Source organism: Caballeronia sp. KNU42 (assembly GCF_053760385.1).
In genome coordinates this window covers 1,446,907-1,458,971 of sequence record NZ_CM132390.1, presented here as the reverse complement: position 1 = coordinate 1,458,971, position 12,065 = coordinate 1,446,907, and the positions used below count along the sequence as shown (strand labels likewise).

The following is a 12,065-nucleotide window of genomic DNA, read 5'->3' as shown; positions in this document are numbered from 1 at the left end:
ATCCGCTGGCGCTCCGTCCATTTGTCGCATTTCCGTCATCGGGAACAACCAGGCTGCCCCATGACCAGAATTGTCAAATTACTTTGGTTTCCTGATCATAATTCGGTGCGAACCTGGATTTACGCCGCCGTGCGGTGGCCTTCCGCCAGCCTTTCGATTAGCTGAATATAGTGGTCGAGCTCAGGCGTAACACGCTCCGGGCGCTTGGCAAGATCATCCCAGCGGCGTAGTGAAAGCGCGTCCTGCGCGAAAGGCTTGCTCATGAAATCGTCCGCTTCCTCCTTGCTGAAAATGCCTCCTTGCAGTTTCAGGCTACGGACCGAATCCGCGGATAGTGTTGAAAAATAATTGTCATCAATCGCACATAGACAGCGCTTCGCATCCACATGCAGGCGGATCGGCTCGAGTACGGCGTTGCCGAACAGCGGCCGCAGGAACGGCAGCGCGAAATACTGGTGCAGGTCGTCAATACCCCGTTCGCTCGGCGTCTCGCCCTGGAGATTGAGCAGGTGACCCAGGTCGTGCAGGAACGCCGCGCCAACGAGTGTTTCGTCAGCGCCCGCTTCCTCGGCCAGTGCCGCCGTCTGCAACGCATGCTGGAGTTGCGTGACCGGTTCGCCGCTATAGGCAATGGCGCCGTAGGTATTGAAAAGATGCCGGATGTCAGTCAGCGTAAGCGCCATGATTTAAGCCCAGGGTAAAGAAAAGGTCTTGAGGTTCGTGAAGCTTTTCATCGCTTCCTGCACGCCTTCCTTGTAACCCAGGCCCGAATCCTTGATGCCGCCAAACGGTGTCAGCTCGATCCGGTAACCCGGCACTTCCCACACATTCACGGTACCCACGCGCAGTTCGTTCACGAAACGCGTGATCAGGTCCGCCCTGTCCGTACACAGGCCGGACGACAACCCGAAGGCCGTGCCGTTGCTGATACGAATGGCGTCGTCGATGCTATCGAATTCGATGATCGGGGACACGGGCCCGAAGGTTTCTTCACGCACCAGCGTCATGGAAGGATTGACACGATCCAGCACTGTGGGCGAATACAACGCCCCATGGCGGTGATTGCCGCACAGCAACCGTGCACCTTTCGATACCGCTTCGTTCACGCGTGCCTCGAACAATTTGGCCGCCGCCTCGTCGATGACCGTGCCCATCTCGTTGGCGGGATCGAAGGGATCGCCATGACGCCATGCGAGCGTCTTTTCCACGACGAGTTCCGTGAACCGTGCAGCCACGCCCTTCTGCACGAGCATCCGCTTGACCGCCGTGCAGCGTTGCCCGGAATTCTTGTACGAGCCTTGCACGGCCAGCGTTGCCGCGCGCTCCAGGTCGGCGTCGTCGAGCACGATCAGCGGATCGTTGCCGCCAAGTTCCAGCACTACGCGCCGATACCCCGCCCTCGCCGCAATTTCCTTGCCGATGGCTACACCACCGGTAAAAGTGACGAGATCGGCGTGCGGGTTCGTGACGAGTTCGTCAGCAATCTCGCGCGGGTCGCCCGTTAAAACCTGCAGCATGGGTGCGGGCAATCCGGCTTCGACCAACACGTCGGCCAGGTAATAAGCCGATAGCGGCACCTTCTCCGACGGCTTCAGGATGACGCGATTATTCGTCGCGATAGCCGGTGCAAGCTTGTGCGCAACCTGATTCATCGGATGATTGAACGGCGTGATGGCGACAATCACACCGGCCAGCGGCTCACGTTGCGAGAACACGCGGCGCGCCTTGCCGTGCGGAGTCAGGTCACAGGAAAAACTCTGGCCGTCGTCGCGCAACGCTTCCATTGCGGCAAATTTGAAGACGTCCGCCACGCGGCCGATTTCATAGCGCGAGTCCTGCTTCGACAAACCCGATTCAAGCGAAATCAGATCCGACGCTTCTTCCGTGCGCTCACGCAGCAACGCAGCAGCACGCTCGAGAATCTGCGAGCGTTCATAACGCGTCAGCGTCGAGCGGTAGTTCGCCGCGTACTCGAATGCATCGCGCACATCGTCGACGCTTGCCATTGGCACGGTGCCAACGAGGGTGTTCGTGTAAGGATCGAAAACATCGATAGTGCGTGAACGCGCCACACGCTCGCCCTTCAGGCGCAGCTTTTCAACCCGCAGCGCATGCTGCTCAACCGCAAGAACGGCGCTCATGATGCAAGCTCCAGATGGTTCAACGCGATGTTGAAAACGTCGAAGTTGCGCAGGCGCTTTCCTTCTTGCCTTGCTTCAAAACCATCGGTTGGACGATTGAACAGCAAGGGCACTTCCTGCTCGGACACGCCGCCATGCGAGCGCAACGGTACGTTCAATCCCGACAGGTCATGCTCCGCGCGGCGAGTACCGAGTACCGTGTTGCGTCCGCTCACGACCACGAGATCCCCCACGCGATCGTTCGGCAGCTCGAAGCGCTCGCAAGCCGCCGCGTTGTCGAGCACGATATCCACGCCCGGCAGTGCAGCAATGCGCGCCGCCAATGCTTTTGCATCGACGGAAGCAGGCAGGTAGATGGTCGCGAACGAACCCAGCGCTCCGTGGTGAACCACGTAGGGATCAGTGATCGGCAGGATCACACGCGCATTCGGAACATCGAGCGTTTCGTCCAGCCAGTCTTGCAAATACACCACGTTCGGCTCGCCCGTTGCGACGTCGTGCTTCGCGTTCATGCCATGGTCGGCAGTCAGGCCGATCACCGCGCCGAGTTCGTTCAGGCGCGCGAGATAACCGTCCATCATCGCGTAGAACGCGTTCGCGCCGTCCGTGCCAGGCGCGCATTTGTGCTGCACGTAGTCCGTGGTCGACAGATACATGATGTCAAGCTTGCGAGTCTCGGCAAGCCGTACGCCCGCCGCGAACACGAACTCGGAAAGGTCTGCGCTATAGACGTCCGGTACGGGCTTGCCGACCAGTTCCAGCACGTTCTCGATGCCGTTCTCAGCAAGCGTCACCGCGTCCGCTTTCTCCGCCGAGAAACAGATGCCGTCGAGTTGCCAGCCAAGCAGACGGCGCAACTTGTCCTTTGCGGTAACCACGGCCACCTTCTCGCCGCGTTGCGCTGCGGCGGCGAGGATCGTGCTGGCGCGAAGGTAGGCCGGGTCGTTCATCATCACTTCGGCGCCCTTGCCGCCGTTCGCTTGCGGGTCGAAGAAATAGTTGCCGCAAATGCCATGCACAGAAGGCGGTACGCCCGTCACGATCGACAGGTTGTTCGGGTTGGTGAACGACGGAATCACGCAGTCGGCGCGAAAGGCGGACCCGCCACGCAGCATCGTGCCGATAAACGGTGCGACGCCCGCCGCAACGGCCGCTTCCAGGTAATCGTATTCGCAGCCGTCGACGCAGACGACCACGGTCAGCGCGCGCGCCGGACCATAAGCGCGGCCATTAACTTCCATGAGCATTTCGGTGGACGTGGACATAAGGTTCCTTTCCGTGATGAACCAGCGTTCTGCCAGCCGCTGCGGCTAGCGTTGTGGTTAAATTTGCGATTCCATATTTTGATGCACAACGCCAATATTTGCCACATTTTTCGACGTAAAAAAGTCCCGAAGAGTGGGACTTTCTACGGCAACGCGCCGGATCAGGCCATTCGCCGCCGTGGCACTTTTGCTGCGATCAGCAACAACGCGGCGAGTGAAACGGCCAGCAAGATCAGCGACAGCGCCGACGCCGGCAAGTAATAACCGCGATTCACCTGTCCGACCACCACGATCGGCACGGTCGCAAAACCCGGGGGATAGACGGTCAGCGTCGCGCCCAGTTCGCCGAGCGACAGGGCAAATCCGAGCGCGAGACTCGCGCGTATGGCGGGCACAAGTTGCGGGAGAACCACGCGTGAGAGGACCATCGAAGGCGGCGCGCCAAGACTGGCTGCCGCTTCGCGCAGGATCGTGAGTTCGGGGCGAAGCGCGGCGGCGGCGCATCGATAACAAAATGGCAGCACGAGTGCGAGCTGCACCAGCACGACGATTGCCGCCGAACCCGAGATATCCAGCGGTTTCTTGTGATACGCGATCAGCACGGACAGCCCGAGCACGACGCTCGGCACGCCATTGGGCATCATCGCGATGGTGTCCACCCATGCGCCCACGCCGCGGCGGTCACGCCCTTCGAGCGCCAGCGCAAGCCATAAGCCGAGCACAGTGCCCAGCACCGCGACGCCGAAGCCGACTTCAAGGCTCGTGGTCAATGCATCGAAGTCGCTTCCACCCAGGCGTTCGAACCAGCGCATGCTGAAACCATCGGGGAAGATGGTTCCCGACCAGTGCGACGCCACGCTCGAAAGCGCCACCACGATCACCGGCAACACGAACAGCCAAAAGCACAACAGCGCGGCAAACCCCATGAATACCCACGCGCCGATCCGCTTAAGAGAATGCGGCTTGGAAGTCGTTGCGGGCAGCGTGAACTCAGTTGCCATTGCGGCCTCCGGTGCGTCGATTGACTCGCCTGTAAAGCGCATACAACGAGAGCGACATGGCTAGCATCACGACAGCGCCAGCGGCGGCTGTCGGCAAGTCGAGGTCTACGGTCGCGGAGCTGTAGATCGCCATCGGCAACGTGATCAGATGCGCGCTGCCAAGCACCAGCAGAATGCCGAACTCATTGAGCGTCAGCAGGAAACACAGGATCGTGCCCGCGGCAATACCGGGCCAGGCGAGCGGCAGAATGACCTTGAACGCGACCATCCAGCCGTTCGCGCCAAGGCTCTTGGCGGCTTCGATCAGGCGCATGTCGAGCGTGGCGAATGACGCGAGCGTAGGCCGCACGACGAACGGCGCGTAGAACACGACCTCCGCGAGAATCACGCCGCCGATACCGAACAAGAAGTTGAGCGGCGGGTCCTGCAGGTTGAAAAGCCGCTGCAAGGCAATGCTCACCGACCCCTGCGAGCCATACAAAAAGATCAGCGTGAAGGCGACCAGGAACGATGGGAAGGCGACGAACAATTCGAGGAACCGGGTGACTAGCTTCGCCCCGGGGAATGGCTTGAAAAACAGCATTGCCGCGAGCAGCACGCCCAACACCGAAGCGAGCGACGCGCTGGCGAACAGGATGCCGAGCGTCGTGCCGACCACGCCGCTCGTCTCCGAATTGCCGAAGAATGCGGTATAGGCATGAAAGCTCAGGCCATGCGCACCGCTCACGCTGAGAATCAGGAGTTGCAGCAGCGGATAGATAACCAGCGGACCCAGCACGACAACCAAAATGAACCACAAATGCCACTGCGCCAGCCGTTCGCGACGCCGCTTGGCAGCGGTATGCGCGACGTCGTCGACTACGTGCTTAGTCGCGGCTTCACTCACTGATAAGGACGACATCGTCAACCTCATGGCGTAGGGAAACGCGCGCGCCCTTCACGGGCATCGGGCCGTGGGCACGCTGCATGGTGACGAGCACGGGTTGATCGGGCAACGCATCAAGCATCACCGATACCGACAGCGCCGCGCCATACCATTCCACCGAGGCAATCGTGCCATGCAGTTGCGCATCGCCCAGCGGCACGATCGACAGGCACTCGGGACGCACGCACGCCACATGGTCGCGGTCATCGTGACGGGCATCGCCGATGGGGAACATGATCGACGGCGGCAACAGGTTGGCCGCGCCAAGATAGCGCGCGACGAATGCGTCCTTCGGGTTGTCGTACAGTTCGCGCGGCGTGCCGAGCTGCGCAATGCGGCCATCGCGCATCAGCAAGGTGCGGTCGGAGAGCACGAGCGCGTCGTCCTGATCGTGCGTGACACACACAATGGTCAGGTTCGGCAAACGCTCATGCAACGCCTTGAGTTCGGTACGAACGGATGCGCGCAGGTTGGCATCGAGTGCGGACAGCGGCTCGTCCAGCAGCAGCACATCCGGCTCGATCACCAGCGCCCGCGCCAACGCCACGCGCTGCTGCATGCCGCCCGACAACTGCGCGGGCATCACGTGCCCCGCGTCGCCGAGTTGCACGAGCTTGAGCGCATCGGCTACGCGCCGTGCGATCTCCCCTGCTTTCAAGCGCCGCGCCCGCAAACCGAACGCGACGTTGTCATACACCGACAGATGCGGAAACAGTGCATAACTTTGAAACAGCAAGCCGAGATTGCGCTTGAACGGCGGCACGTGCGTGAGATCACGCCCCGCCACCGTCAACGTCCCTGCGAGCCCGTCCGCTTCAATGAAGCCCGCGATAAACCGCAGCAACGTGGTCTTGCCACAGCCGCTGCGGCCGAGCACGGTCAGCAGCTCGCCACGCTCGATGGTCAGCGACAGGTCATCGAGCACGGTGCGTGTGCCGAAGCGCACGCTCAAGCGGTCGATACGCACGCCGCCGTGCGCGTGCTCATCTGCATCCACGGCGGCGGCTTCGCCAGCGGCCGGAGCCAGCGTCAAAGTGTTCACGGTTCGCATCCTTGATAGCTTGGAGAAAACAGGACGAGCGCGAAGGTCAAAGAAGACAGACGCTTACGACTTCGGCTTCACGACTTCCAGCTGTTTGTCCGAATTGCCGATCACTTCGTTTTTCCAGCGTGTGGTCCATGCAGCCTTCTTATCCATTACCTGGTTCCAGTCCACCGGAATCAGCTTCACGCCCGCAATGGCCTGCTTGACCGTCTCGCCGTTCTTGCCGGCCAGCGGAACATCCGTACGGCCCGGGATGCCATAGATATCCGGCACCTTCGCCTGCACTTCCTTCGACATCAGGTAGTCCACCAGCTTCTTGCCTTCAGCCTGGTTCGGGCCGCCCTTGATCAGGCCGATTGCGTAGGGCAACTGGAACGTGGTCGGAGCTTCGCCGGGCTTGGCCGAGAGGAAGATCGGCTTGAGCGACAGGCCGCCGTTGGTCGAGTCGTCCAGGTCCATCTGCAGGTCGCCGTTGGCGAACGCGATCTCGTTGCGCGAGAGCAGGACGTCGAGATAACCCGTGCCCTTGGTGTGGAATTTTGCGCTCTTTTCCAGATTCTTGAGGTAGTCGAACGCCTTGTCTTCGCCCATCAGCGCGCTCGTCAGGATGATCACGGCCATGCCGTCGCCGGCCGTGGCGGGATTCGAATAAGCCACCTTGCCGCTGAAGTCGGGTTGCAGCAGATCAGCAAAGGTCTTTGGTGCGGTCTTCGTGATTTCCGGGTTGATCGCGAACGAGAAATAGTTGTTCACGAAGGTGGCCCAGGCGCCATCCGAAGCTTTGGCGATTGCCGGCACGTTCGCGTAGTTGACGCTCTGGTACGGCTGCAGCAAGCCGCCTTGCGACGCTTGCTGAATGAACGGCGGCAGCGTGACGATCACGTCGGCTTTCGGCGAGTCCTTCTCCACCGTCGCGCGATTCACGACTTCCCCGCTACCCGCAATCACGATATTGACCTTCACGCCTTCCTTCTTTTCAAAGGCCGGCAAGACGTCCTTGTACAGGTTTTCCAGACCGTCGGCGCTGTACAGCACGACTGCGTCGGCAGCAAAAGCCGGCACCGTCACAACGCTCGCGAAAGCGGCCGCGGCCAGGGCCGGCAACACGCGCTTTGCAAAACGGGATGCGGGAAAGCGATTTTTCGTCATGGTGCTTGTTTCTCCGGGATAGCGGATACAGCCAGGTGGCGTGAAGTTAGATGTACGTTTGGCACGTTTTTCTAAGCATCGGCTCGATTCTTTTAAGTCCGATGATTCATTGGTTCGGCGCCCCGGATTTCAGTGCGCCAGCAACCCGAACGAAGAATCACAGAACTTCATGACAGCGACGTGACGATGCCACATTTTTCCAACAAAGAACACATTTCGCCAAAATTACGACGTAGACTATTTCACGCCTGCCGCGCGATGCCTGACCGACTATCAAGCCATCGGAACGGCGCTTGAAAGCTATGAATGGAGAAAAACGTGATCAACGGAAGTGACCCGATTTTGCTGACCCCTGGCCCCCTGACCACATCGCCTGCCACCCGTCAGGCGATGCTGCGCGACTGGGGTTCCTGGGACGCGGCTTTCAACCGGATGACAAGCGAGATCTGCCGCGACCTGCTTGCGATCGTGTCCGGCCAAAAAGACTTTGTGTGTGTACCCATGCAGGGCAGCGGGACGTTTTCCGTGGAAGCGGCGCTCGGCTCGCTCGTGCCGCGCGATGCGGTCGTGCTCGTGCCGAACAACGGCGCGTATTGCACACGCTTACTGAAGATACTTGAGCGCCTGGGGGTGGCGTCGATTGAACTGAAGTTTCGCGATGACGAGCCGGCCAGCGTCGAACGGATCGAAGAGATGTTTCGCCGCGAGCCGCGCATCACGCATGTGGCGCAGGTGCATCTGGAGACGAGCGCGGGCTTGCTGAACCCGCTCGACGAGATTGCAGCGCTGTGCAAGCAGCATGGCAAGAGCCTGATCGTCGATGCAATGAGTTCGTTCGGTGCGTTGCCAATCGATGTATCGAAGGGTGGCATTGATGCGGTGATTTCCGCCAGCGGCAAGTGTCTCGAAGGCGTGCCGGGGATGGGCTTCGTGATCGTAAAGCGCGCGTTGCTGGAAGCGTCAGCGGGTAATTCGCGCTCGCTCGCGCTCGACCTTCACGATCAATACGCGTACATGGTGAAAACCACGCAATGGCGGTTCACACCGCCTACGCATGTGGTCGCGGCGTTGCGTTCGGCGCTCGATCAGTTCATCGCGGAAGGGGGGCAGCCGGCGCGCGGCGCGCGGTATCGAAGCAATTGCGCGGCGTTGATCGACGGCATGGCGTCGCTGGGTTTCAAGCCGTTCCTGGATGCCGCGGTGCAGGCGCCGGTGATCGTCACGTTCCATGCGCCGAACGATCCGGCCTACGATTTCAAGCGCTTTTATGAAGCCGTCCGCGATGCGGGTTATGTGCTCTATCCGGGCAAGCTGACGGAAGTGGAGACGTTCCGCGTGGGCTGCATCGGCGCGATTGACGCGAACGAAATATATAACGCGGTAGCGGCCATTGGACGGGCGCTAGGCTCGCTGCATGTGCGTCTGGCAGCTTGAGCGCAAGTGCGACGTCCGCACTCAGGCGATCAGCAGCTCCGGCCCGCGCGCGGCAATCGCGCGGCGCATGGCTTTGTCGGGCGCGACTTCGGTGATCAGGTAACGCGCCTTCTCGAAGTCGCGGATACGCACGGGCGTGACGTTGCCGAACTTCGAGTTGTCCGCGACGATAGCCGCCGCGCTCGCCGCCAGGATCATGCGGCTGCGCACTTCGGCGGCGAGGCGCGAGTAGTCGGTCAGGAAACCTTCGGTGGTGATCGCGCCCGCGCCCACGAATGCGAAGTCCACGTGATATTGCGAAAGTTGCTGCACGGTGTCGAGACCAAATACCGCGTCCTCGTTGTCCGAGAGCTCGCCGCCGAAGAGGGTGACCTTGTTGTCGTTGCGGCGGCCGAGCAGCAGCGCGATGCGCCAGTCGTTGGTGTAGACCATCAAGCGGTGCCGGTCGCCCAGCGCGCGCGCCACCGCTTGCGTCGTGCTGCCCGAGTCGATGATCACCGACGCGCCGTCGGGCACCAGTTGCGCGGCACGCTCGCCGATCGCACGCTTGGCGACGGCGTTCGCAGCCTCCCGCACGTCGAGGTCCGGCTCCCGGCGATCATTGGACAGCGCGCCGCCGTGGGTGGTCGCGATCAGGCCGCGTTCGGCCAAGGCGTTGAGGTCGCGCCGGATGGTCTCGCGCGACACGTCGAGCGCGCGCACGAGTTCGGCGACCGACAACGCGCCGTTCTTCGACAACTCCGACAGGATGTATTGATGACGTTGTTCGGCGAGCATCGGGTGCGGCCGGACATGCCGGCAATGGATGAACAAGCTAAGGGACAAGCAGGATAACCCGGAGGATAACCCCGGACCGCGCGTATTGTAGTACGCGATAGTACGCGACGGCCCGCCACACGGATGACCATGACAACAACGACACCCACTCCCCTTCGCACCGATGTCGCGATTATCGGCGCGGGCATTCTCGGGCTGGCGCATGCCTATGCATTCGCCAAACGCGGTTTGCGCGTGACCGTATTCGAGCGCAGCGGCACGCCGGTCGGCGCGTCCGTCAGAAATTTTGGCATGGTGCTGGTGACCGGCCAGCCGCCGGGCGCGATGCATGCGCTTGCGCAGGCATCGCGGAAAATATGGCTCGACTGGGCAGCCGGCGCGGCGCTGCATGTGCGGCGTTCAGGCTCGCTGATGTTCGCCCGCAGCGCGGCCGAAGCCCAGGTAATGGAGGCGTTCGCAGCAACGCGCGCCGAGGCGGCGGGCTACGACGCCGCGTTGCTTTCGCGCGCCGCGCTCGACGATCTCTACGATGGCCGCTTTCGCAAGCATCGCGCCGCACTGCATGGGCGTGCCGATTTGCAGGTGTTTTCGCGTCAGGCGGTGCCTGCGCTCATCGACTATTTGCGGTTTGTGTTCAACGTGGATTTTCGCTTCGGGACGCTCGTGCAGGATGTGGATGACGGGCGGGTCGAGACGACTGCGGGGCATTGGCGCGCGGAGCATGTGGTGGTTTGCGCGGGACACGATTATCTGTCGCTGCTCGCGCCGCAACTCGCTGTACTGGAACCGCGGGTGTGCCGGTTGCAGATGCTGCGCGTGCGGCCGACCACGCCTTTCGCCCTCGATCATGCCGTGCTGACCGGACTGAGCTGCCTGCATTACGGCGCGTTCTCGGACCTTCCCGAAGCCGCTGCGCTGCAAGCGGAAGTGGCCGCGCAAGAACCCCCGTTGCTCGAGCACGGTATCCATCTGCTGGCGAGCCCGACGCCTGGAGGGGACCTCATCGTGGGTGACTCGCATGATTATGGCGATGATCCGTCACCGTTCAATGCGCAGGCTATCGATGAAATCCTGCTCGGCCTGGCTGAGGACACGCTCGGCAGCACGGTGCGGGTCGTCGAGCGGTGGCAAGGCGTGTATGGGGCGCGCACCGCTACCTCGGGCGCACCGTTTTCTGTCCTGCGGGCCGCGCCGAATGTGACCGGTGTGTACATGCATAGCGGCGTGGGCATGAGCGTCGGGCCGGCCCTGGGTGAGCGTGTAGTCAGTCATCTGCTTGACGGGGCAGCGCTGCCCATAGAGTGACAACTTGTCGCAGATGCGGTCCTTTAACGGCGCGGCCAGATGTCATGAGGGGTGCAGAACCACGCGGCATCATTCAGCCACCGGCAAGAATCTATTTCCTCGCCGCGGGGCAATGAAGGCGCCCTCGCCCGGTAAACTCGTCGCCTGTTCTTTTGTGCGATTGCGCCGGGTATCGATCGATGAGCTACAAGAAAGGCATTGTGCTGGAGATCCAGTTTCCGCCCGAACGTCTGAACGACGGCGCGGGAGACCCATACTGGATCGACCTGACACTCGATGAAGCCCGCCGCCTCCACGAGCAACTGGCGAGGCGCTTCGCCGGCGAGGCCCAGGCGAATCAGCCGCTCGATACGTTCACGATCGAATAAGGGGTCGTTCACTCGATCCGTGCCGATGGCCCCGGGCGAACGACCCTGTCCTCACCCTCCGCTGCAGGTGGGACTCGACAGGTTGCTGAAACGGCTCGGCCAGTCCCCCGAGATCGCCGCCTGTGCCGCCGCCAGCGGCATATCGCCCGTACACACGCAGCGCTTCAGGAACACCGCCAGCCGTTCCTTGCGGCGCTGCCCGGCACGCCCATCCCAGCGGCGGATGTCAAGGTTTGCCGCCGCGGTCGGCGAACCGCCCAGCAGGATCGGCATGCGGTGGTCGAGCGCGTAGTCCGAAGCGCTCTTCGGGTCCACATGGCGTTGAGTCAGCAGTTGCTCCTTCTGGCGCTGCAAGGTGTCGAAGGGAGGCAGGACGTCGTCGGCGTAACCCGGGCGGCAGATCGTGTCCACAATGGTCGACTGGGTCACGCGCGGATCAAGCAGCTCGGCTTTTTGCGCGTGAACCGGCACACCGCCGGCCGAAAGCGCAAGCAGCAACCACACAATGGCAACACGCCGGCGACTTTGGCGGTGGTGACGATGATGCGAAAGAAACCTTCTATTCATTCGGCGATCGGGCCGCGCCGGAAACGCAACGGCCAAGTGTCGGAGCGAGAGGAGGGGCTAATTAAAACACATGCGCGTCCCCGGAACG

General features: G+C 61.8%; 12 protein-coding genes. 3 read left to right on the top strand and 9 right to left on the bottom strand.

The window, feature by feature from the left end:
• Positions 1-119: 119 nt before the first annotated feature.
• From ACSOSP_RS37795 to phnS, 7 genes are all read right to left on the bottom strand, one after another.
• Positions 120-683 (bottom strand): phosphonate degradation HD-domain oxygenase, encoded by a 564-nt coding sequence (locus tag ACSOSP_RS37795; protein ID WP_455314123.1) that lies wholly within the window; start codon positions 681-683, stop codon positions 120-122.
• Between the two features lie 3 nt (positions 684-686).
• Positions 687-2,141: a phosphonoacetaldehyde dehydrogenase gene (gene phnY, locus ACSOSP_RS37790; protein ID WP_455314122.1), complete on the bottom strand. Its 1,455-nt coding sequence runs from the start codon at positions 2,139-2,141 to the stop codon at positions 687-689.
• Positions 2,138-3,406 carry a phosphonoacetate hydrolase gene (phnA, locus tag ACSOSP_RS37785; protein ID WP_455314121.1) on the bottom strand — a complete coding sequence of 423 codons (1,269 nt, stop codon included), beginning with the start codon at positions 3,404-3,406 and terminating at the stop codon, positions 2,138-2,140. The genes phnY and phnA overlap by 4 nt, the downstream gene beginning before the upstream one ends.
• Before the next feature lie 161 nt (positions 3,407-3,567).
• The gene (gene phnV / locus ACSOSP_RS37780) at positions 3,568-4,332 is read right to left on the bottom strand and encodes a 2-aminoethylphosphonate ABC transport system, membrane component PhnV (RefSeq protein WP_455315361.1); all 765 of its coding nucleotides are present in this window, start codon (positions 4,330-4,332) and stop codon (positions 3,568-3,570) included.
• Between the two features lie 64 nt (positions 4,333-4,396).
• Positions 4,397-5,308 carry a 2-aminoethylphosphonate ABC transporter permease subunit gene (locus ACSOSP_RS37775; RefSeq protein ID WP_455314120.1) on the bottom strand — a complete coding sequence of 304 codons (912 nt, stop codon included), beginning with the start codon at positions 5,306-5,308 and terminating at the stop codon, positions 4,397-4,399.
• Positions 5,286-6,374 (bottom strand): 2-aminoethylphosphonate ABC transport system ATP-binding subunit PhnT, encoded by a 1,089-nt coding sequence (gene phnT, locus ACSOSP_RS37770; protein WP_455314119.1) that lies wholly within the window; start codon positions 6,372-6,374, stop codon positions 5,286-5,288. Before phnT ends, ACSOSP_RS37775 begins: the two co-directional genes overlap by 23 nt.
• A gap of 63 nt (positions 6,375-6,437) precedes the next feature.
• Entirely contained in the window at positions 6,438-7,526 is a 1,089-nt protein-coding gene (gene phnS / locus ACSOSP_RS37765; RefSeq protein ID WP_455314118.1) for a 2-aminoethylphosphonate ABC transporter substrate-binding protein, read from the bottom strand.
• A gap of 306 nt (positions 7,527-7,832) precedes the next feature.
• Here phnS and ACSOSP_RS37760 point away from each other — a divergent pair, with 306 nt between their 5' ends.
• Positions 7,833-8,960: a 2-aminoethylphosphonate--pyruvate transaminase gene (locus ACSOSP_RS37760; protein WP_455314117.1), complete on the top strand. Its 1,128-nt coding sequence runs from the start codon at positions 7,833-7,835 to the stop codon at positions 8,958-8,960.
• A 21-nt stretch (positions 8,961-8,981) separates the two neighbouring features.
• Here the strand turns inward: ACSOSP_RS37760 and ACSOSP_RS37755 are convergent, their stop codons facing one another.
• The gene (locus ACSOSP_RS37755; protein WP_455314116.1) at positions 8,982-9,737 is read right to left on the bottom strand and encodes a DeoR/GlpR family DNA-binding transcription regulator; all 756 of its coding nucleotides are present in this window, start codon (positions 9,735-9,737) and stop codon (positions 8,982-8,984) included.
• Between the two features lie 123 nt (positions 9,738-9,860).
• Between ACSOSP_RS37755 and ACSOSP_RS37750 the strand changes: the two genes are divergently transcribed.
• Complete coding sequence (locus ACSOSP_RS37750) at positions 9,861-11,042, top strand: TIGR03364 family FAD-dependent oxidoreductase (RefSeq protein ID WP_455314115.1); 1,182 nt, start codon at positions 9,861-9,863, stop codon at positions 11,040-11,042.
• Between the two features lie 179 nt (positions 11,043-11,221).
• Positions 11,222-11,410 (top strand): hypothetical protein, encoded by a 189-nt coding sequence (locus ACSOSP_RS37745; protein ID WP_455314114.1) that lies wholly within the window; start codon positions 11,222-11,224, stop codon positions 11,408-11,410.
• A 51-nt stretch (positions 11,411-11,461) separates the two neighbouring features.
• Here the strand turns inward: ACSOSP_RS37745 and ACSOSP_RS37740 are convergent, their stop codons facing one another.
• Positions 11,462-11,977: a hypothetical protein gene (locus tag ACSOSP_RS37740; RefSeq protein ID WP_455314113.1), complete on the bottom strand. Its 516-nt coding sequence runs from the start codon at positions 11,975-11,977 to the stop codon at positions 11,462-11,464.
• Positions 11,978-12,065: the final 88 nt, after the last annotated feature.